This is a genomic window from Janthinobacterium rivuli (assembly GCF_029690045.1).
Lineage (GTDB): Bacteria > Pseudomonadota > Gammaproteobacteria > Burkholderiales > Burkholderiaceae_D > Janthinobacterium > Janthinobacterium rivuli.
On sequence record NZ_CP121464.1, the window covers coordinates 5,955,463 to 5,976,369 of the forward strand.

General features: G+C 62.3%; 15 protein-coding genes and 1 tRNA gene. 13 read left to right on the forward strand and 3 right to left on the reverse strand.

Annotated features, from left to right (window positions below; translation table 11 throughout):
* Positions 1 to 119: 119 nt before the first annotated feature.
* A complete protein-coding gene (locus tag P9875_RS27025) occupies positions 120 to 1,844 on the forward strand; it encodes an ArnT family glycosyltransferase (RefSeq protein ID WP_278317110.1) in 1,725 nt (574 codons plus the stop codon).
* A gap of 198 nt (positions 1,845 to 2,042) precedes the next feature.
* Positions 2,043 to 3,026 (forward strand): choice-of-anchor A family protein, encoded by a 984-nt coding sequence (locus P9875_RS27030; RefSeq protein WP_278317111.1) that lies wholly within the window; start codon positions 2,043 to 2,045, stop codon positions 3,024 to 3,026.
* A gap of 74 nt (positions 3,027 to 3,100) precedes the next feature.
* Here P9875_RS27030 and P9875_RS27035 read toward each other — a convergent pair whose 3' ends face one another.
* Complete coding sequence (locus P9875_RS27035; RefSeq protein ID WP_278317112.1) at positions 3,101 to 4,780, reverse strand: AMP-binding protein; 1,680 nt, start codon at positions 4,778 to 4,780, stop codon at positions 3,101 to 3,103.
* Between the two features lie 132 nt (positions 4,781 to 4,912).
* Here P9875_RS27035 and P9875_RS27040 point away from each other — a divergent pair, with 132 nt between their 5' ends.
* The 6 genes from P9875_RS27040 (at position 4,913) to P9875_RS27065 (ending at position 12,939) form a co-directional block, all read left to right on the forward strand.
* Positions 4,913 to 7,270 (forward strand): DNA polymerase II, encoded by a 2,358-nt coding sequence (locus P9875_RS27040; protein ID WP_278317113.1) that lies wholly within the window; start codon positions 4,913 to 4,915, stop codon positions 7,268 to 7,270.
* Positions 7,271 to 7,543: 273 nt separating this feature from the next.
* Positions 7,544 to 8,860 (forward strand): enoyl ACP reductase FabMG family protein, encoded by a 1,317-nt coding sequence (locus tag P9875_RS27045; RefSeq protein ID WP_278317114.1) that lies wholly within the window; start codon positions 7,544 to 7,546, stop codon positions 8,858 to 8,860.
* 90 nt (positions 8,861 to 8,950) lie between these two features.
* Positions 8,951 to 9,037: transfer RNA gene (locus tag P9875_RS27050), tRNA-Leu, on the forward strand.
* Between the two features lie 369 nt (positions 9,038 to 9,406).
* On the forward strand, positions 9,407 to 10,468 hold the full coding sequence (locus P9875_RS27055) for a radical SAM protein (protein WP_278317115.1): 1,062 nt from the start codon (positions 9,407 to 9,409) through the stop codon (positions 10,466 to 10,468).
* 4 nt (positions 10,469 to 10,472) lie between these two features.
* The gene (locus P9875_RS27060) at positions 10,473 to 11,903 is read left to right on the forward strand and encodes an MBOAT family O-acyltransferase (RefSeq protein ID WP_278317116.1); all 1,431 of its coding nucleotides are present in this window, start codon (positions 10,473 to 10,475) and stop codon (positions 11,901 to 11,903) included.
* The gene (locus P9875_RS27065) at positions 11,890 to 12,939 is read left to right on the forward strand and encodes a hypothetical protein (protein WP_278317117.1); all 1,050 of its coding nucleotides are present in this window, start codon (positions 11,890 to 11,892) and stop codon (positions 12,937 to 12,939) included. Before P9875_RS27060 ends, P9875_RS27065 begins: the two co-directional genes overlap by 14 nt.
* Positions 12,940 to 13,147: 208 nt before the next feature.
* Here P9875_RS27065 and P9875_RS27070 read toward each other — a convergent pair whose 3' ends face one another.
* Positions 13,148 to 13,540, reverse strand: coding sequence for an Imm10 family immunity protein (locus P9875_RS27070; protein WP_099762027.1), 393 nt, complete (start codon positions 13,538 to 13,540; stop codon positions 13,148 to 13,150).
* 127 nt (positions 13,541 to 13,667) lie between these two features.
* On the opposite strand from P9875_RS27070, the gene P9875_RS27075 reads away from it, so the two are divergent.
* The 3 genes from P9875_RS27075 to P9875_RS27085 all read left to right on the forward strand — a co-directional run bounded on the left by P9875_RS27075 (position 13,668) and on the right by P9875_RS27085 (position 15,394).
* A complete protein-coding gene (locus P9875_RS27075) occupies positions 13,668 to 14,084 on the forward strand; it encodes a GNAT family N-acetyltransferase (RefSeq protein ID WP_278317118.1) in 417 nt (138 codons plus the stop codon).
* On the forward strand, positions 14,084 to 14,830 hold the full coding sequence (locus P9875_RS27080; protein ID WP_278317119.1) for a M56 family metallopeptidase: 747 nt from the start codon (positions 14,084 to 14,086) through the stop codon (positions 14,828 to 14,830). Before P9875_RS27075 ends, P9875_RS27080 begins: the two co-directional genes overlap by 1 nt.
* A 63-nt stretch (positions 14,831 to 14,893) precedes the next feature.
* Positions 14,894 to 15,394 (forward strand): hypothetical protein, encoded by a 501-nt coding sequence (locus tag P9875_RS27085; RefSeq protein WP_035822417.1) that lies wholly within the window; start codon positions 14,894 to 14,896, stop codon positions 15,392 to 15,394.
* Positions 15,395 to 15,400: 6 nt separating this feature from the next.
* Here the strand turns inward: P9875_RS27085 and P9875_RS27090 are convergent, their stop codons facing one another.
* A complete protein-coding gene (locus tag P9875_RS27090) occupies positions 15,401 to 16,207 on the reverse strand; it encodes a class I SAM-dependent methyltransferase (protein ID WP_423221808.1) in 807 nt (268 codons plus the stop codon).
* 289 nt (positions 16,208 to 16,496) lie between these two features.
* Here P9875_RS27090 and P9875_RS27095 point away from each other — a divergent pair, with 289 nt between their 5' ends.
* Both P9875_RS27095 and P9875_RS27100 read left to right on the forward strand, forming a co-directional pair.
* Positions 16,497 to 19,850 (forward strand): MHYT domain-containing protein, encoded by a 3,354-nt coding sequence (locus tag P9875_RS27095; protein WP_278317121.1) that lies wholly within the window; start codon positions 16,497 to 16,499, stop codon positions 19,848 to 19,850.
* On the forward strand, positions 19,847 to 20,860 hold the full coding sequence (locus tag P9875_RS27100; RefSeq protein ID WP_278317122.1) for a response regulator: 1,014 nt from the start codon (positions 19,847 to 19,849) through the stop codon (positions 20,858 to 20,860). Before P9875_RS27095 ends, P9875_RS27100 begins: the two co-directional genes overlap by 4 nt.
* Positions 20,861 to 20,907 lie beyond the last annotated feature (47 nt).

A 20,907-nucleotide genomic window follows, 5' to 3' on the forward strand; every position in this document is an offset into this window, starting at 1 on the left:
CGGCTGCCAGAGAAAAGGCAGCCACGGCTGCCTTTTTTGTCTTTGGCCGCTTTACTTTATACTCGCGCATACCCGACGCCATTCGTCGCGTCTTGCCACTATTCTGATACCGATTATCGATGAAGCCAGTCCGCCTTCCCGCCGCTGCCACACTCGCGCTGCCACGATGGGCCTTGTTTGCGCTCGGCCTGCTGTACATCCTGCCTGGCCTGATCGGCCGCGAACCGTGGAAGAACGATGATGCCGCCAGTTTCGGCATCATGTGGACCATGGCGCATGGCGGCCTGAACGACTGGCTGTGGCCCAACGTGGCCGGTCTGTCGCTGCCCGATGAAGGCCCGCTGGCCTTCTGGCTGGGCGCCATTTTCATCAAGCTGTTCGGCTGGATCGACGGCGACGTCTTCGGCGCGCGCATGTCGACCATCGGCATCTTCGTCGTCAGCACCCTGTCCGTCTGGTACACCGCCTTCAACCTGGGCCGCCGCAATGACGCCCAGCCGCTGCGCCTGGCCTTTGGCGGCCAGCCCGAGCCCGACGACTTCGGCCGTACCCTGGCCGATGCCGCCGTGCTCATCTACCTGGGCTGCCTGGGCCTGCTGCAGCACAGCCATGACATCACGGCCGAAGCGCTGTACGTGTCCCTGATGGCCTATTTGCTGTACCGCGCCGTGCGCTACATGGAAGGCCCGTCCGTGCGCAATGCGGCCCTGCTGGGCCTGGCGATGGGTGGCCTGACCCTGGCGCGCGGCTGGATCACGCCGGCGGCGCTGAGCATCGCCCTGCTGCTGTGCACCATCTTCCTGCGCCTGCCCTTGCTGCGCAGCATACGCCACCTGGCGCTGGCCATCCTGATCGGCGTCGCGCTGACCCTCGTCTGGCTGCTGCCGGGCGAATGGCTGCAGCCGTACGGCCATTCGCCGCTGCAAGCGTGGATGGAATGGAATTGCCGCCAGTTCAGCGCCCCGAGCCTGAAGAGCCTGCAATATTTCTTGCGTGTCGGCATCTGGTTCTTCTGGCCCGCCTGGCCGTTCGCCGCCTGGGCCGTGTATGCCTGGCGCCGCCAGCACCACGTGCTGCACATCGTCGTGCCGCTGACTTTTGTCGCCATGCTGGCCATCCTGGGCCTGTGCCATCCCGATCCGGATCCGAGCCAGCTGCTGCCGCTGTTGCCGCCGCTGGCCGTGATGGCCGCGTTCGGCTTGCTGACGATGAAACGGGGCGCCATCAACGCCATCGACTGGTTCTCCGTGATGGTGCTGACCATCTGCGCCCTCGCGCTGTGGCTGTTCTGGTTCGCCATCCTGACGGGCTGGCCGCCAAAACTGTCGCACAATGCGCTGAAACTCATGCCCGGCTTCAAGCCCGAACTGGACTTGCTGGCCTTTTTCGTGGCCGCCTGCGCCAGCGCGGGCTGGGTGGCGCTGGTGCACTGGCGCATCTCGCGCCAGCCGGCCGTGCTGTGGCGCGCCGTGGTGCTGTCGTCCGGTGGCCTGATCCTGATCTGGGTGCTGATCATGACCTTGTTCCTGCCGCCGCTGAACTACAGCAAGAGCTACGCCAGCGTGGCGCACCAGATTTCCGTCCACCTGCCGCCGGGCAGCAAGTGCATCAACAGCAACGTCGGCGCTGCCCAGCGCGCCTCGTTCGCCTACTTCGGCCACTTGCCGTTCGCCAAGGTGGGGCAACAGCAATGCGATGTGTTCTTGTTGCAAGACAGCATCAAGGTGCCCGACAGCAAGGAACAATTGCCCGAGCACCATGGCGCGGACTGGATCAAGCTGTGGGAAGGACGCCGTCCCACGGATGACGTGGAACGTTTCCGCCTGTACCAGCGCGTCAGATAAACAGCAAAAAACCGGGCTAGTCCCGGTTTTTTCATGTCCGTCAGACAAACACTGGCGACAGAAAAAGTGTTGCTTTTAAATATAGTTAATTACCTAAATTGAACTAAAATTGTTTTTTAGATTATAATGATGGCTTGCGCGATGGCGGTGTCTTGCTTTCCCGCCCTATTCGTCCCCCCATTCACCATGAGATTGTCCATGAAATTATTTACTACCCGCACCTTGCCGCTCATCAGCGCCGCCCTGTTCGCCTTCTCCTTCAGCGCTTCGGCCCAGGCGACCGTGATTGACCTCGGCGTCGCCAACGGCTACTCGGCCTTTATCTTCGGCAACATCGGCAGCAGCAACGCCAGCGGCTTTACCAGCGTCGGCGGCAGCCTGGCCGCTGGCGGCAATATCTACCTGGACGGCTACAGCGTCGGCTCGAACAAGAAGCCGGGCAGCGCCGTCAACACCTTGGTCGCCGGTAACAGCCTGAACATCGGCGGCGGCACCATCAATGGTACGGGCGTGTATGGCGTGAGCAATGCCAGCGGCAGCGTGACGGCGCCATCGTGGTACCCATCGGGTACCTTCAGCAAGGGCAATGCCTCCACCCTGGACTTTGCGGCGGCCCAGCAGCAACTGACGACCCTGTCGGGCGATGTGGCCAAGCTGCAATCGAACGGCACCGTGATCTCGCAATACGGCGGCTTCAAGCTGGTCGGCGATGTCAACGCCGACGTCAACGTCTTCACCATCGCGGCGAACGACCTGCATAACCTGACCCTGGACGTATCGTCGCTGAAAAGCACGGCCAGCATCATCATCAACGGCACGGCCACCAACATCACCATGAGCGGCGGCTTCGACAATTTCGGCAGCTTCGCCGACCGTACGCTGCTGAACTTCGCCAACGCCACCACCACCAACCTGAACAACGTCGGCATCAACGGCAGCATCCTGGCACCGAACAGCGCGTTTTCCGGTTCGGGCAGCATGAACGGCACCCTGGTCGCCAATTCGGTCAGCTCGATCAATTATGGCCACGTGTCGATGAACGGCGCCGGCTTCAACACGGTGAGCGTGTCGGCCGTGCCGGAACCAGGCACCTACGCCATGCTGCTGGCCGGCCTGGGCCTGCTCGCCTTCGTGCGCCGCCGCCGCACGCCAGCGCGCGCACCACAAGCCGCGATGGCTTAAGCTTTACGCTAAATCAATGCGAAACACCGGGCCGCGCGAGCGTCCCGGTGTTTTTTTATGCGCTGACGAAAAATTTATTCCACGCTCAAGCCCAGATCCGTCGCCACCTGCTTGCGCAACAGGTATTTCTGGATCTTGCCCGTCACCGTCATGGGGAATTCCTCGACGAAACGTACATAGCGGGGAATCTTGTAATACGCGATCTGTCCATCGCAAAAGGCGCGGATGTCATCGCTGGTCGCCTGCGTGCCCGGACGCAGGATAATGCAGGCGCACAACTCTTCGCCATACTTGGCATCGGGCACGCCCACGCATTGCACGTCGAGCACGCTCGGGTGGCGGTACAGGAATTCCTCGACTTCGCGCGGATAGATGTTTTCGCCGCCGCGTATCACCATGTCCTTGGAGCGGCCGACGATGCTGCAAAAGCCGTTGTCGTCGATGACGGCCAGGTCGCCCGTGTGCATCCAGCGCGCCGCGTCGATGGCCTCGGCCGTTTTTTCCGGATCGCCCCAGTAGCCCTGCATCACGGAATAGCCGCGCGTGAGCAATTCGCCCTTCTCGCCGCGCGGCACGATACGCCCTTCCGCATCGATGATTTTCACTTCCAGGTGCGGGTGGACACGGCCGATGGACGACACGCGCATTTCGCGCGGGTCCTCGATCGCCGTCTGGAAGCTGACGGGCGACGTTTCCGTCATGCCATACGCAATCGTGATTTCCGCCATGTGCATCAATTCGATAACCCGCGTCATGACTTCCATCGGGCAGGGCGAGCCGGCCATGATGCCAGTGCGCAACTGGGACAGATCATATTGCTTGAAGTCAGGATGGTCGAGGATGGCGATGAACATCGTCGGCACGCCGTGCAGCCCCGTGCAGCGTTCGGCCTGCACGGTTTCCAGCACGGCCTTCGGGTCGAAGCCCTCGCCAGGAAACACCATGGCCGCGCCATGCGTGACACAAGCCAGGTTGCCCAGCACCATGCCGAAGCAGTGGTACAAGGGCACGGGGATGCACAAGCGGTCCTGTTCGGTGAGGCGCATGGCTTCGCCGATGAAAAAACCGTTGTTCAGGATATTGTGGTGCGTCAAGGTGGCGCCTTTCGGCGCGCCCGTGGTGCCGGACGTGAACTGAATGTTGACGGCGTCGTCAAACTGCAAGCCAGCGCTGACTTCTTCCAGGCGCGCCAGGTCGGCGTCGGCAATGCCGTCCATCAGGGCGTCGAAGTTGTGCATGCCCGGCGTGGCGGCCGCACCCAGCCGGATGACGTGGCGCAATTGCGGCAGGCGCGGCGACTGCAGGGCGCCCGCGCGCGAACGGGCAATTTCCGGCACCACGTCCTGCACGATGGCCAGGTAATCGCTGGACTTGAAGCTGGGCGACAGGATCAGCGCGCTGCATTGCACCTTGTCGAGCACGTATTCGAGTTCCGAGCGCCGGTAGGCGGGATTGATGTTGACCATGATCAAGCCGGCTTTCGCCGTGGCAAACTGGGTCAGCACCCATTCGGCGCAGTTTTGCGACCAGATGCCGACCCGGTCGCCCGGCTGCAAGCCCAGTTTCAGCAAGCCGGCAGCCAGGCGGTGCACGCGCTGCTGAAACTCACGATACGTCCAGCGCACGTTCTGGTGCGCCACGATCAGGGCGTCGTGCTGGCCGTAGCGGGCGGCAATGCCGTCCAGGTAGGCACCTATCGTTTCGCCGATCAACGGCGTCTCGTGGGCGCCGTGTACATAACTCATTGCTTGCATGCTGTCTCCAGGGTGTATGGCGCGACGCGCTCTTGTTATCGTCTTCGATGCAGAAAATTATAGCCGCAACCGCCCCCGCCCTGCGCAGCTTGCTGTAATGTGCAGGCCAGTACACCAGACACTCACGGCACCATGACAGGCACCACGCAGCACCCGCTCGAACAGGGCTTCATCCTGACCCGCCACTGGCGCGACACGCGCGACGGCACGGAAGTCGATTTCTGGCTGGCAACGGATGCCGGGCCCCGCCACGTGCGCCTGCCCGTGCAAACGGCCGTCGCCTTCCTTCCCATGGAGCAACAGGAACAGGCGCAACAGTTGCTGCGCGGCGAGCGCCACGCAGAGCTGCGTCCCCTGTCGCTGTGCGATTTTCATCACCGCCCCGTGCTGGGGCTGTACTGCAAGCAATACCGGCATTTGCTGAAGCTGGAAAAGCAGCTGCGCGCGCACGGCGTCGACGTCTACGAAGCCGACATCCGCCCGCCCGAGCGCTACCTGATGGAGCGTTTCATCACGGCACCGGTGACCTTCAGCGGAGAAACGGAAGTGCAGTTGAAACCGGCGCCCGGCTATCGCCCCACATTGCAACTGGTGTCGCTCGATATCGAGACGACGGCGCATGGCGAGCTGTATTCGCTGGCCCTGGAAGGCTGCGGCCAGCGCCAGGTCTACATGCTGGGGCCGCCAAACGGCGGCGATTACGCCTTGGACTTCGACCTCGAATACTGCGACACGCGCGCGCAAATCCTCGAACGCCTGAACACATGGATGGAACGCCACGACCCTGACGCCATCATCGGCTGGAACCTGGTGCAGTTCGACTTGCGCGTGCTGCGCCAGCACGCCGAGCGCTACCAGATACCGTTGAAACTGGGACGCGGCGGCGCCGTGATGGAATGGCGCGAACACGGCGGCAAGCAGGAACACTATTTTGCGGCCGCAGCGGGGCGCCTCATCATCGACGGCATCGAAGCCTTGAAATCGGCGACGTGGAATTTTTCCTCGTTCAGCCTGGAAAACGTGGCGCAAACGCTCTTGGGCGAAGGCAAGTCCATCGACAATCCCTACCAGCGCATGGCCGAGATCGACCGGCGTTTTCGCGAAGACAAACCGGCGCTGGCCCGCTACAACCTCAAGGATTGCGAGCTGGTCACGCGCATCTTCGCCAAGACCGAGCTGCTGACGTTTTTGCTGGAACGGGCCAGCGTGACGGGCCTGGCGGCCGACCGCAGCGGCGGCTCCGTGGCCGCGTTCGAACACCTGTACTTGCCGCTGATGCACCGGCAGGGTTACGTGGCGCCCAACCTGGGCGATGTCTCCGGCGAAAACAGTCCGGGTGGCTTCGTCATGGATTCGCAGTCGGGCCTGTACGATTCCGTGCTCGTGCTCGACTACAAAAGCCTGTACCCGTCCATCATCCGCACCTTCCTGATCGACCCAGTCGGGCTTGTGGTGGGCACCAGCGGCGATGAAGCCGATACCGTTCCCGGCTACCGGGGCGCGCAATTTTCGCGTGTGAAACATTGCCTGCCGGCCATCGTGGAACAGGTGTGGCAAGGCCGCGAGACGGCCAAGCGCGAGCGCAATGCACCGCTGTCGCAAGCGTTAAAAATCATCATGAACGCGTTTTATGGTGTGCTGGGTTCCAGCGGCTGCCGCTTTTTCGACCCGCGCCTGGCCTCGTCGATCACCCTGCGCGGCCACGACATCATGCACCGCACGCGAGAATTGATCACCGGGCAGGGTTATCAGGTGATTTATGGCGACACGGATTCCACGTTTGTGTGGCTGAAAACGGCGCATAGCGACGAAGCGGCGGGCAAGATCGGCCGCGCCCTGGTGGCGCATGTGAATGCCTGGTGGAATACCTGTCTGCGCGATGAATTCGGCCTGGACAATGCGCTGGAGCTGGAATTCGAGACGCATTACCGGCGTTTCCTGATGCCCACCATCCGCGGCTCGGAAGAAGGCAGCAAGAAGCGCTACGCGGGCCTGGTGGGCAAGCCGGACGGCAGCGAGGACATGGTCTACAAGGGCCTGGAAACCGTGCGCAGCGACTGGACGCCGCTGGCGCAGCAATTCCAGCAGGATTTGTACCGGCGCATCTTCCAGCGCGCCGCCTACCAGGATTATGTGCGCGACTACGTGGCGCGCACCGTGCGCGGCGAATTCGACGCTTTATTGGTCTACCGCAAACGCCTGCGCCGTCCGCTCGACGACTACCAGCGCAACGTACCGCCCCATGTGCGCGCGGCGCGCACGGCCGACGCCTACAACCTGGCGCAGGGACGGCCACTGCAATACCAGAACGGCGGCTGGATCAGCTATGTCATCACGGTGGCGGGGCCGGAACCGCTGGAAACGCAGCGCTCGCCCATCGACTACCACCATTACCTGACGCGCCAGCTGCAACCGGTGGCCGACGCGATCCTGCCCTTCCTGGGCGACGATTTTTCGCGCCTCGTGTCGGGCCAGCAGGATTTGTTTTAGATCAATTCTGCTTACCTGCGCGGCCAAGCTGAGGTAATATCGGCGCCTGCCGGGCTTATCTGACCCAGTCCACGGGCGCTGTGCGCCGCGGCAGCGTAAAATACGCCATGGCGAAAGAATAAGAGCTGTTCCAAAGAAGAAGATGCCGCTCCAGACGAGAATCGTTCGCAAGAAGATTGTCGCCACTGAAAGGGCGCATAATTTATCACTATGTTGAACCAGCAGGCTGTGCGGTATGCGCCTCCCCTGCTATTTTTTGAATGAATTGACACCATGACCGAGATCACGTCCTTAAGAGACATCCCGCAAAAAAATATCTTCCGCAAGGGCGACACCTTTGTGCTGTTCGGCGAGCTGTTCGGCCGCGGCTATGTGAATGGCTTGCTGGACGAAGCGCGCAAGGCGGGCATGAATATCGTCGGCATGACGGTCGGCCGCCGCGATGAAAACATGGCGCTGCGTCCGCTGAACGCGGAAGAGCTGGCCGAAGCGGAAGCCAACCTGGGCGGCCGCATCATCAATGTGCCGCTGATGGCCGGTTTCGACCTCGACGCGCCAGCCGGCGAACCGACGCCGACGGCCCTGCTGGCCGACATGACCCTGAAAAGCTGGCAGGAAGACAAGCTGGACTGGGCGCAGATCGAACGCTGCCGCGAAGCCGGCATCGCCCGCTTCAGCGCTTCCGTGGCCAAAGCCATGGCCGAGCTGGACAGCCTGATTCCTGACGGCAGCAATGTGTATTTCGCCCACACCATGGCTGGCGGCATTCCAAAGGTCAAAGTCTTCCTGGCCATCGCCAACCGCATCTATAAAGGCCGCGGCGAGCGCTTCATGTCCTCGCGCGCCCTGCTCGACAGCGACCTGGGTAAATTGATCCTGATGAACTTCGACGAAGTCACGGCCAACACCCTGCAACACCTGATCGACGGCAGCGCCGCCATCCGCGCCCGCATCGAGCAAACGGGCGGCCAGGTGCGCTACAGCGCCTACGGCTACCACGGCACCGAGATCTTGATCGACGGCAAGTACCAGTGGCAAACCTACAGCAACTACACCCAGGGCCTGGCGAAGATGCGCCTGGAAAACGTGGCCAAGGCCGCGTGGGACAAAGGCATCAAGGCCACCGTCTTCAACTGCCCGGAAATCCGCACGAACTCGTCCGACATTTTCGTCGGCGTGGAACTGTCCCTGTTCCCCCTGCTCGACGCGCTGAAAAAAGAAGGCGGCGCGGCCTGGGCCGAAGAGCAATGGAAAATCTGCCAGGGCTTGCTGGAAGACGGCGTTGCGCTGCAAGACTTGCTCGACCGTATCGCCGCCTACAATGGCGACGCCACCAGCGTGCAATTCCGCAACTTCGCCGCCTGGCCGATGGACAACACGCCAGAGCTGGCCGACGTCATGATCGGCACCTCGGACGACATCACCAAGCTGCACAAGGACCGCAAGGAACTGATCACCGACCACCTGAGCTCGCTGGTCCTGGAAGGCACGGGCCCGCTGATGTTCCACACCATGTCGGAACCGCCAGCACCGGTCGTCTGGCTGAACCACGACATCATCGCGCGTCTGCTGAACTCAGTGCATAACTGAATCGCACTACGCCCGGCAAATGCGCTAAACAGTATGTAAAGCGAAAAACTTGCCGGATCACGATAAATCAGTGATAATGCGTCTCGCGTTGCCGGGATGGCGGAATAGGTAGACGCACGGGACTCAAAATCCCGCGCTGGAAACAGCGTGCCGGTTCGATTCCGGCTCCCGGCACCACCAGACACGGTAATACACATAGAAAGCCACTCACCTCAGGGTCGAGTGGTTTTTTTATGTCGCCTGCGTGCCTGCACCGGCCATCCCTTCCTGGCGCACTCCCGCCCAGCAACTCCATCAACTTGCCCCTCCCCTCGGAAAACAGCGAATATCAGGCTGTCAAGAAAATATTTCGATCAAACAAAAATGTGTGACGGAAAAAATAATTAATCTAAGATCAATATGACATTTTTGCTTTTTAATAGGCATACTTGCGTCTTCAGGCAATCATTGGTTTACTTCTCGCGACTTCCACTCGCACTACCACAATGTCTCCCGGAACCAGAGGCATTATTCGCCATACATGACCCGAACTGAAATCCGCTCATTATGAATTCCCTATCTGAACTTGCATCCGCCACGAACCACGACAACCTTGCATATTTTCGCGAACTCAATGCCCGCTTGGGCACGCTCAAGGCGGCTAACTACGATGTGGCGTCCAAATGCAATTTGCGCTGCGAGGGATGCCTTTTCTTCGAGGGCGAAGAAAACGAAGGTCACGAAGACAGCCGTTCGCTTGCCGAATGGGATGCCCTGTTTGCCGCCGATGCGGCGCGCGGCGTGACGCTGGCCTACATGGCGGGCGCGGAACCGAGCCTGGTGCCCGACAGGCTGCGGGCGGCCCAGAAATACATTCCGCACGGTATTGTGTTTACGAATGGCACGATACGCTTGCCCGACGATATCTTTTACCGCATCCATATTTCATCCTGGGGCGTTGATGAAATCGGCAGTTCATTGCGTGCCGGCGACGTGCTGACCAAGGCCATGAACAATTACCGCGACGACCCTCGGGCCGTCTGCGTGTTCACCATTACTTCCCTGAATATCAATCAGATCATGACCATGGCAAAGCTTGCCAACAGTCATGGCCTACCGCTCACCTTCAGCTACTTCAGCCCGACCACCCGCTATCTCGACAAGCTGGAAAACAAGGTGGATAACGACAAGGCATATTTCCGCATCAGTAGCGCCACGCAGAACCTGGCCCTGACGCCAGCCGATTTTGCCCATGCACGTGCGGAAATCGTGCGCGCCATGCTGGCCTATCCGGACACGGTGCAATATTCCCTGCATTATGACGACTGGGTCACGGGCGACAAGCTCTACGACATCGACCCCGTCACCAAAATCGCCAAGAACTGCGGTTTTCGCATCACCAAACAAGTGCATGTGCATGTCGACCATCAACCGGGCAAGGGCAAGTGCTGCAGTTCGAATATCGATTGCAGCAATTGCCGCGCTTATGCAATGGGACAATCGACCTATCTGTCACGCATCCGCCAAGCCGTCAGAAACCCGGAAGAGCTGGCCAAATGGCTGGAAGTACGGGAAATCTGGGCCCATCTGTTTTTGAACGCCGACCAATCGGCCACGGTACGCCTGTAATGCGATGAGTTTTACCTCGTACTGGTTTACCCTGGCCTTCCTGCCTGTCTCCGCGTATGCCTACCGGCGCCTGATCTCAAAAAACCAGCTTCATCTGCTGCTGCCGCTGCTGATTTCCCTGGTTTTTTATTATCTCAACGATGCGCACAACCTGTTGCTGTTCTGTGCATCCATGGGCGCCAACTGGGTGCTCGCCGGCGTCATCGCTAAAAACCGCGAGAAGACCAGCTACCTGGCGCTGGCCATCGCGGGGAACTTATGCTTTCTCGCCTTATATAAGTACGCGAAGTTCTTTGTCGTGCCCGGGACCGCAATTCCGGCTCTCCCGCTGGGTATCTCGTATTTTACATTTACGCAAATCGCCTTCCTGGTCGATACGGCGCGTGGGCAAGCCCGCAGCACCAATCCGCTCGAATACGCGCTCTTCGTGGCCTGGTTTCCCCACCTGCCTGCCGGGCCCCTGCTATCGCACAAGGACATGCTGCCGCAATTCATGGCCGCGCCGGGCGCGACCTCGGCCCTGCGCCCTGCACCGCGCGACTACGCTGTCGGCCTGACGCTATTCGCCATGGGGCTGTTCAAAAAGTCCTGCGTTTCTCCCCTCTTCCTCCATGCGCAAAGCGACGTCTTCCTGCGCGCGGGGCAAGGCGACCCCATCGGCCTCATCGAGACTTGGATCGCTTGCCTGGGCTTCCTGTTTGAAACGTATTACGACTTTTGCGGCTATTCGGAAATGGCCATGGGCATCAGCAGGATGTTCGGCATTCACCTGCCCGTCAATTTCCATGCACCGTTCAAGTCTTCCAGCCCAGTCGAGTTCTGGACCCGCTGGCATGTAACATTGGGCGCCTTCATGCGCGACTACCTGTACCGCCCGCTGACCAAAAAACGCCAGGTGTGGCGTCATTATGCGGCCCTGTTCGTGGTCATGATGGCCGTCGCCATCTGGCACGGCGCCACGGTTCCGTTGCTCATCTTTGGCATTTATCAAGGGCTGCTGGTCACCGGGAACCATGCATTGCGGCGCTGGAATATCGTCTCGCGCAAGGGCGGCTGGCTCCAGCACTGGGCCGGCAGGGCGTTGACGCTGGCGGCCATCGGATTTTCCGTCAGCCTGTGGGCCACGCGGGACTGGCATCAAGCCAGCAGCATCATGCTCGGTTTACTAGGTGCCGGAAACGGTTCCGTTTGGCCAATTAGTTTCCTCAGCCCAATCCTTATCCTCGCCGCCATTATCTTCAACTGGTTTGCCCCTTCGTTGATTGACCTGATGACCAAGGAATTACCCGCATGGAGCGTGCAACTGAAAAAATCCACCACAAGCACGCTGGCTTGGAGACCAAGCCTGGCGTGGGCAGCGGCGGTGGCCATTGCACTTTGCCTTGCCCTTATCAATTTGTCAGGCCTGAAGGAATTCAAATATGCGGGCTTTTAATCATGAAATTCCCGTCAGGCACTTTTTCGCCTGCATTTTTTTCGTTGCCAGCGGGTTGACACTACTCCTTGCAGGATTCATTTTCATGATGGATCCTTATGCCATTTGGCGACAGCAGATGGACGACAAGCTCATTGCGATCAGGCCGGAGATCTCCGCCGCCAGTCAGCCAGGCGCGGCCATCTTGCGCAGCCGGCTGCACACCCCTGACGTGCTGATTCTCGGCTCTTCGAGAGTCAGGCGCGGATTCAACGAGGCATTCGCCTCTCACTTATACGGAGGTAAAGTCCAGGTGGCGGGTCTCGATGCACTGCCACTATCGAGCGCCAAGGAGCTGATTTTTACCATCAGCCAGCAAACACATATTAAAAAATTCTATTTGGAAATTAATTTCCTGACTTCGAATGCTTGCAACGCAAAAAATGACAATATGACGAGGTATAAACTCGCATCCCCGCTACAATACTTTTCGCCCAAGGATGCCCTCCTGCAAAGCTACACAACCCTGAAAATCAATCTGCTTCCACGCCGTTCCTTCGATGCTTACTTTGATGCACAAGGACGCTACCATGATGACCCTAGCAAGGGGGCGACGCGTGCCGGAAGAATGGAAACATATGAATCACGCTACAACCGTATGTTTCAGATGGTGACCAGCCCTTGTGAACGCAACGTAGAAAATGCTGCCGATATCAAGGACCTGTCGGATATCTTCAGGCTGGCGCAAGCCAGACAAACCGAGGTCATTTTGCTGGCTTTACCTGTCAGCCCCCGATGGCAAATTCGTATGCAGGAGGGGGGGTTATCGCCACAAGCTGCAAAATGGAAAAAGGACATGACCTCGGTCGCATCGCAATTCCACGTAACTGTGCTCGATTATGAAGAACGTGGCGATTTGAGTCCCCTTGCTGAAAACAGCAACGACGCCATGCCGACGTTTTGGGATGAAACGCATTTCTCCAACCGTTTAGGCGATCACATATTGAACAACATGCGAGACACTGGCCATTTTTCCAGCATCTCCCCTATCCAGTGATGACGCCGGGTACGCACGTAGCCTCTCCAGCCAGCCTGAACGCACGTAATTGCGCTTGCGCCCGCCAGGCATGCCGTCGTAGTGCTCTACGCCTTGCCAGCCCACGTCAAAGCGCAAGGCGGCGGCGCCCAATCATGGGAACCGGGCAGCAAGCCAGGAAGCAGCGCTTGATCCAGCTTTATGCGCTAGGCCGAAAGCGGCGCGCAAATCAACGCTCCTCGCGATAATAATCGCAGCCTTCGAACGTGGTGCGCAGCGCCTGCTGCAGCTGGGCGTAGCGCTCGGGCGTCAAGTTGAAGCGCACGTCGATCTGGCCGTCGTCATCCATCTGCATGGCGGCCTCGGCATCCATCTGCACGGACAAACGGTTCGGGTGCAGGATGACGGCGTGCATGTGGCCGTACCACGCAAATTCCTGGCCGCAGTATTCGATGTACGGTTCGTCCATGCCCATGGCCACGTCCTGCTCGTCATACTCGTCGGCGCGCTGCAGCATCAGGTAGACGGGCTCGCCTTTGCCGGCTGGCGCGGCCAGGGTGGTGATCAGGGCGTCGTCTTCATGAATGACGGACAACTCGGTGGCGGTAAATCCTGCGGACATGGCGTGCTTTCAACAAATAGATGGATGACGCCACCATAGCGCAAAAGCGGCGCGGACGACATAGCGCGCGGCGAATAAAGCGTGCCCCTATAATGGTCATTCCATCCATATTGCACAGGAGACCGCCTTGACCGCAGCATCGCCCTACACCACCCGCCTGGCCATCCCCTCCATCGCCACCTACCAGCACCTGCGCGTGGCCGCCGGCATGAGCGCGAAAAGCACGGCGGCGGCGGCCAAGGGCTTGCCGAATTCCCTGTTTGCCGTGCAAATCCTGCATGGCGACGAGGTGGTGGGGATCGGACGCATCATCGGCGACGGCGGCTGCTTCTTCCAGGTCACCGATATCGCCGTGCTGCCGGCCCATCAGGGCAAGGGCCTGGGCAAGCGCATCATGCGCGAGATCATGCAATTCATCGAGACGGAGGTGCCGCAAAGCGCGTATGTCAGCCTGATCGCCGATGGCCAGGCGCAAGAACTGTATGCGCAATTCGGTTTCAAGCACACGGCGCCCGCCTCCGTCGGCATGGCGCTGGTACGCTAGTGCCGGCCTGGCTGGCTGCCAGCATGGCGCTGGCGCTGCTGTTGAGCGCCGCCGCCTGGCGCGCCGAGCGCCTGCTGCAGCGGCACGGGCGCACGACGCGCTGGCTGTGGCTGGCGGCCATCGCCGCGTCCGCCATCTTGCCGCTGGCGTGGCTGCCCGGCGTGCTGGCGGCCATGCCGGCGGAACAGGCGCAGCTGAAGCTGGGCTGGTTTGTCTTATCCAGCGGCATGCTGTTGCTGTTGGCGCTGCGCAGCGTCTGGCTGCTGTCGCACCAGCGGCGCTGGCAGAAAACATCGTTGCTGGGTACGCCCGTGTACTTGAGCGGCGGCATCGGTCCCTGCGTGGCGGGGCTGCTGCGGCCGCGCATCGTGATGCCCGTCTGGCTGCAACTGATTTCGCCGCAGCAACAGGCGCTGCTGCTGGCGCACGCGCAATGCCGGCTGGCCGCGCGCGATCCGCTGCTGCTGGCCCTGGCGTACGCCTTGATTATTCTCATGCCGTGGAATCTGCCCCTGTGGTGGCAGTTGCACCGGCTGCGCTTTGCCATCGAAGTCGATTGCGACGCACGCATGCTGGCGCACGGCCACGCGCCGCGCGACTATGCCATCGTCCTGCGCCAGCATGGCCAGTACTATTCGGGCCTGACGGGCGCCTCGCCCATCGTGCTGAACGACCCGCTGGCGCTGCGGCGCCGGCGGCAAATCATGGCCAGATTTACGCGGAACCGGGCGGCGAACTTGCTATAGTAGCGGCAACGCCGCACGGCGCGCCCGCGATCCCGGCTCCCCCTTAGAAATCAGAGAGATACCATGCTTTACCTGCTTGCCATCGTGATCGTCATCGCCCTGCTGTACTACGTCTTCAGCGGCCGCACGCCCGTCAAACCGCTGCACAAGCCGCTCGTCTCGGTGCGCCAGTACGTGCCGGCGATTCCTGCGGGCGCCCCCGCGCATCACTGGAGCGACGAGGGACGCTTTGCGTCGGAAGTGGAAAACGAAGCGATGTACCAGAGCGCCATCGCCAAACTGGCCGGCGAGCACGGTCCCGGCAATGCGGAAGAGAAATGCCTGGCCCTGCTCGTCTGCGACGATGCCAACCCGTTCCAGGACAAGGCCATCGCCGTCTTCATCGATGGCCTGCTGGTCGGCTACCTGTCGCACAACGACGCGCTGCGCCTGCGCCGCAACCTGGGCCGCATGGACCTGGTGGGCCAACTGACCTCGTGCGACGCCGTCATCCGCGGCGGCGGACTGTGGAATGGCAAGCGCCTGTCATATGCCGTGTGGCTCGATTTGCAGCCGTACAACTGATAAGCACTACACCGCGCGCGCCTGCCTGATGGCGCGCGTGGCGATAAAGCTGGGCAAGTATTTTTCAATTTCAAAGCGCGGGTGCGGATGCATTCCCTCGTGATACCCCGCCAGCACGAAGCCCGCCGCCAGCTGGCCGCCGATCTGGCTGTCCAGCCCGTGACCGAAGATCAGCGCTTCGCCCTTCTCCATGCGCGATGCCAGCGCATCGGCGTCCATATCCTCCAGATCCGAATACGGCAGCACGAAGCGGGGCCGTATCAAGCCCTGCTGTGCCCATTGCGGGTCGCGGTCGCCGATGAACACGGCCGGATTGAAAAAACTGCTCAACAGCACGCCGCCGTCGGCCAGCACGCGCGCGCATTCGCGCCATACGGGGCCGATGTCGGGCACGTACTGGTTCGATACAGGATGGACGATGACATCGAAACTGGCATCGGCAAAGCGGCTCAGGTCGCGCATGTCGCCCTGCACGGTGGCCAGCTGCAAGCCGTCACGTTCAGCCACCATGCGGTCTTTCGCCAGTTGCTGCCCGGACAAATCGAACACGGTCACGTGCGCGCCGGCGGCCGCCAGCACGGGCGCCTGCTGCCCGCCGGCGCCGGCCAGGCACAGGATACGCTTGCCATGCACCTCGCCCAGCCAGCCGGCCGGCAAGGAGCCGGGCGTCAAATGAATTTGCCACTGCCCGGCACGCGCCGCGGCGATGGTGGCGCTGTCGACAGGCTGCGACCATGGGCTGTTCTGTGCAGCCTGGGCATCCCAGGCTTGCTGATTATGCGGCAAGAAGTTGTTACTTAAAGGCATAGTCATCCTTTCAGAAAAAACAGGACGCGAATGTAGCATGACGCATGGCAAGGCGTCGCACCTTGCAAAAAAACCACACAATTCCTGATGGCAATTTCCTCGTCAGCACCGCCATTCCACGGGCACGACAAGGTGAGCGCCCCGCTTATCCCGCTTGGGAATGGCTTGCACGACAGGGAAAATAATTACAATTAAGATATTTGTTTCCGGAAATCTGGTAAGGTAATCCGCATCGATCACCCGCCGTGGCGGCAGGCGCACACGCCAGCGCCACACGCGTCACCTGCTTCCTACGATGATACCTGCCAGCGTCCAGCACCTGTTCCACCTTCCCGCCGATCCGGCCCAGTTGCACCATGGCCAGCATGCGCCGGGCCTCGTGCTGCTGTCGCTCGTGATCGCCATTTTCACGTCGTGGATGGCTTTCCAGATGACGGCGTACAGCCGCGCGCAGGCAAGCATCAGCCGCCGCTTGCACTTGCTGTGCCTGCTGGCCGGCAGCCTGGCGCTGGGCTGCGGCGTGTGGGCCATGCATTTCATCGGCATGCTGGCCTTCGAGCTGGGCACCAGCGTCGCCTACGATCCGGGCCTGACCCTGCTGTCCATCGTGCCCAGCGTGGCGGCCTCGTTCGTGGCCCTGGCCACCATCAGCCGGCGCGCCGTCACGGCGCCGCTGCTGCTCGGGAGCGGCCTGCTGGTGGGCCTGGGCATCGGCGCCATGCATTACACGGGCATGCACGCCATGCGCATGGGCCTGTCGCTGCGCTACGATCCGCTGCTGTTTGCGCTGTCGCTTGCCGTTGCCGTGGCGCTGGCCACCCTGGCCCTGTGGATACGTTTCGGCCTGCGCGGCTGGAGCAGCCGCATAGTCGCAGCGCAGCGCACGCTGATCAGCGCCTGCGTCATGGGGTGCGCGATTACCGGCATGCACTACATGGGCATGCAGGCGGCCCGCTTCGTGGGGACGATTCCCCCTGGCAATGATGCCGATGCCAACCGGCCCATGCTGGTGATCAGCGTGACCCTGCTGACCATCGCCCTGACCATCCTGGTCGCCTCGGCCGTGGGCATCTTGCGCTACCGCGAGCTGTTTCGCCACCTGAACCAGAGCGAACACTGGACCCGTTCCCTGCTGACGAGCACGGTTGACGGCGTCATCACCATCGACCGCCACGGCAACATCGTCGACTTCAACGGCGCCGCCGAGCGCATCCTCGGCTGGCGCTCGGCGGAAATTGTCGGCCGCCATGTCAGCGTGCTGGTCAGCGACGTGCGCCAGTCGGAACAGCACGGCCTGCTGCACTACCTGCGCACGGGCGAAGGCGACGCGGTCCATACCAGCGAGGAAATCGTCTACCTGCGCAAGGATGGCGCCCCGGTCGCCGTGCAGCGCTCGATGGCCAGCGCGCGCCTGGCCGACCAGGATTTATATGTGCTGTTCATTACGGACATCAGCGAAAGGCGCGCCATGCTGGCCGCCCTGCGCGAAAGCGAGCAGCAGTTGCGCTCGCTGATCGGCAATATTCCCGGCATCGCCTTTCGCTGCACCACGGCGGAAAACCAGCCCATGCTGTTCATCAGCGATGGCGTGGAAGCCGTCACCGGCTATCCGCCCGCCGATTTTCTCGGCGCGGCGCCGCGCCGCAGCATCACGGGACTGATCGCCAGCGAAGAGCGCGCCTACGTCATCGACGTCTTCAACCGCAGCGTCGCCAGCGGCGAGCCCTACCTGCTCGAATACCGCTTGCTGCATGCCGACGGCACGGCGCGCTGGCTGTGGGAGCGGGGCACCGTCGTGCACGATGCGGCCGGCGCCGTGCGCTGGGTCGACGGCGTCATCCTCGACATCAGCGAACGCCGGCAAATGGAGGAAGACTTGCGCATGGCCAAGGAAAAAGCGGAGCTGGCGGCCGCCACGCGGGCCAGCTTTGTCGCCAACATGAGCCATGAAATCCGCACGCCGATGAATTCCATACTCGGTTTCACGGATGTGCTGCTCGACTCGCCGCTGGCGCCGGAGCAGCGGCGCCACCTCGACACCGTGCGCCAGTCCGGCCGCTCGCTGTTGCGCCTGCTCAACGAAGTGCTCGACACGGCCAAACTGGACAAGGGAGCCGTGGCGCTGGAATTGCGCGACTACAGCCTGCTGGCGCTGGTCGATGAACTGGCGTCCACGTATGGCATCCACGCGCGCGCCAAAGGCTTGCGCATGGAGGTGCAGTACGACCCGCAACTGCCGGCCGTGCTGCATGGCGACGAATTGCGCATGCGGCAAGTGCTGGGCAACCTGCTCGACAACGCCATCAAGTTCACGCCCGGCGGCGGCGTCAGCCTGACGGCGCGCCTCAAGGATGGCCAGCTGCACCTGCTGGTGCAGGACAGCGGCATCGGCATCCCCGCGGAACGGCGCGACGCCATTTTTGATCCGTTCGTGCAGGCCGACGCCTCGACCACGCGGCGCTTTGGCGGCACGGGCCTGGGCACCACCATCAGCCGGCAGCTGGTGACGCTGATGCAGGGGCGCATCTGGGCCGACGCCGCCTTGCCGCACGGCAGCGTGTTCCACGTCATGCTGCCCTTGTTGCCGGCACGCCAGGCGGCGCTGCCCGCCAGCGAACGCCGCAGCGTGCGCCTACCGCCCCTGCGCGTGCTGGCGGCCGACGACGTGCCGCAAAACCTGGAGCTGCTGAGCTTGCTATTGGGCAAGCGCGGCCACACGGTGATCACGGCCGGCGATGGCGCGCAAGCCCTGCAACTGGCGCAGCAGGACGACTTCGACGTGCTGCTGCTGGACTTGCAAATGCCGCACATGGATGGCCTCGCCGCCACGCAAGCCATCCGCGCCGCCGCCCTGCGCGATGGCCGCCCGCGCGTGCCCGTGATCGCCATGACGGCCAGCGTGCTCGATGCGCACCGCAAGGCGGCGCGCGCGGCCGGCATGGACGGTTTCGCAACAAAACCCGTCGAATGGCAGGCGCTGTCGCAGGAAATCGCCCGCGTGCTGGGCCTGGCGGCGGACCCGGCCGACGCCAGCCACGCGCCGGCGCCCGCTGGCGGACGGGTGCTGCACCATGCGGGCGCCCTGCAGCGCTGGGCCGGCAACGACGGCGCCTACCGCGCGGCGCTGGCCCGTTTCGGAATCGAGCATCCACGTCTGCCGCCGGCCCTGCTGGCTGCCATCGAGGCGCGCGAGCATGCAACGCTCTTGCCTCAGAGCCACCAACTGCGCGGCGTGGCGGCCAACCTCGGCCTGGAGCAACTGGCCGCCAGCCTGGCGGCGCTGGAGCAATGCTGCGCCAGCCCCGGCCCCGCCACGGCACAACAGCTCGACGCAACGCTGGGCGCCCTGCTGACGCAATGGCCGGCGGCCCTGGCCGCCATCGCCCGGCTGGCGCCGCCTGCCTTGCTGGCGACGACAGCAGCGGCAGCCATCGACGCGCCCGCCGCCCGGCAAGCGGCCAGTGCACTATTAAACGCCTTGCGGCGCGGCGAACTCGATGACGCGGCGCAAGCACAGTTGCAGCACGCCATGGGCGCGCAAGCGGAGGCACTGGCGCCGCTGTTGCACGCCATCGACGACTTTGATTTCCCCCTGGCGCAGTCGCTGCTGCACGACTTGCTGCACACCTACGCCCCGGAGTCCCCATGAATGTATCCGCCCGGCCCGTGATTCTCGTCGTCGACGATGAGGCGACCAATTTGCAGCTGCTGCGCCAGATCTTGCAGAACGACTACGCGCTGCTGTTCGCCAAGGATGGCGCGCGGGCGCTGGCACTGGCGCAGCAGGAACGCCCGGCGCTGATCCTGCTCGACGTGATGATGCCCGGCATGAGCGGCCACGACACCTGCCGCCAGCTGAAAGCGGCGCCGCTGACGGCCGCCATCCCCGTCATTTTCGTCACGGCCCTGAACGACATGCGCGACGAACTCAGCGGTTTCGAAGCGGGCGCCGTCGATTACATCACCAAACCGCTCAGCCCTGCCATCGTGCGCGCCCGCGTGCGCACGCACCTGTCGCTGGTGCGCATCGATGAATTGAAGGAAACGCGGCTGCAGATCGTCCAGCGCCTGGGTCTGGCGGCCGAATACAAGGACAATGAAACAGGCTTGCACGTGATCCGCATGAGCCATTACGCGCGCCTGCTGGGCGTGGCCGCCGGCATGGACGAGGCCGCCGCGGACGACCTGCTGCACGCGGCGCCCATGCACGATGTGGGCAAGATCGGCATCCCCGACCGCATCCTGCAAAAGCCGGGCAAGCTCGACGCGGAGGAATGGGCCATCATGCAGACGCATGCGCGCATCGGCGGCGACATCATCGGCGAACATGCCGAAGGCGGCATGCTGGCGCTGGCGCGCGCAATCGCCCTGTCGCACCATGAAAAATGGGATGGCAGCGGTTATCCGGACGGCTTGGCGGGCGAAGCGATTCCGCTGGCCGGGCGCATCGTCGCCGTGGCCGACGTCTTCGACGCGCTGACCTCGGTGCGCCCGTACAAGCGCGCGTGGTCGGTGACGGACGCCGTGGGCTATCTGCAAGCGCAACAAGGCAGCCATTTCGATGCGCGGCTGGTCGAACTGTTTGTGCAGGAACTGCCCGCCATCGACGCCATCCGGCTGCGCTGGGCGGAGAAAGCCGAACACCAGGCGCAGGCTTGAAGAGTGAACTCCCGCCACGGCCAGCGTTGTTGCGTCACACAAACAAG

Bases quoted from the DNA above. Each gene is read 5' to 3' on its own strand.
- P9875_RS27100 (WP_278317122.1), top strand. From the start codon at position 19,847: ATGAATGTATCCGCCCGGCCCGTGATTCTCGTCGTCGACGATGAGGCG.
- P9875_RS27035 (WP_278317112.1), bottom strand. From the start codon at position 4,780: ATGCAAGCAATGAGTTATGTACACGGCGCCCACGAGACGCCGTTGATC.
- P9875_RS27095 (WP_278317121.1), top strand. From the start codon at position 16,497: ATGATACCTGCCAGCGTCCAGCACCTGTTCCACCTTCCCGCCGATCCG.
- P9875_RS27070 (WP_099762027.1), bottom strand. From the start codon at position 13,540: ATGTCCGCAGGATTTACCGCCACCGAGTTGTCCGTCATTCATGAAGAC.
- P9875_RS27030 (WP_278317111.1), top strand. From the start codon at position 2,043: ATGAAATTATTTACTACCCGCACCTTGCCGCTCATCAGCGCCGCCCTG.
- P9875_RS27060 (WP_278317116.1), top strand. From the start codon at position 10,473: ATGAGTTTTACCTCGTACTGGTTTACCCTGGCCTTCCTGCCTGTCTCC.
- P9875_RS27085 (WP_035822417.1), top strand. From the start codon at position 14,894: ATGCTTTACCTGCTTGCCATCGTGATCGTCATCGCCCTGCTGTACTAC.
- P9875_RS27045 (WP_278317114.1), top strand. From the start codon at position 7,544: ATGACCGAGATCACGTCCTTAAGAGACATCCCGCAAAAAAATATCTTC.
- P9875_RS27025 (WP_278317110.1), top strand. From the start codon at position 120: ATGAAGCCAGTCCGCCTTCCCGCCGCTGCCACACTCGCGCTGCCACGA.
- P9875_RS27090 (WP_423221808.1), bottom strand. From the start codon at position 16,207: ATGACTATGCCTTTAAGTAACAACTTCTTGCCGCATAATCAGCAAGCC.
- P9875_RS27040 (WP_278317113.1), top strand. From the start codon at position 4,913: ATGACAGGCACCACGCAGCACCCGCTCGAACAGGGCTTCATCCTGACC.
- P9875_RS27065 (WP_278317117.1), top strand. From the start codon at position 11,890: ATGCGGGCTTTTAATCATGAAATTCCCGTCAGGCACTTTTTCGCCTGC.
- P9875_RS27055 (WP_278317115.1), top strand. From the start codon at position 9,407: ATGAATTCCCTATCTGAACTTGCATCCGCCACGAACCACGACAACCTT.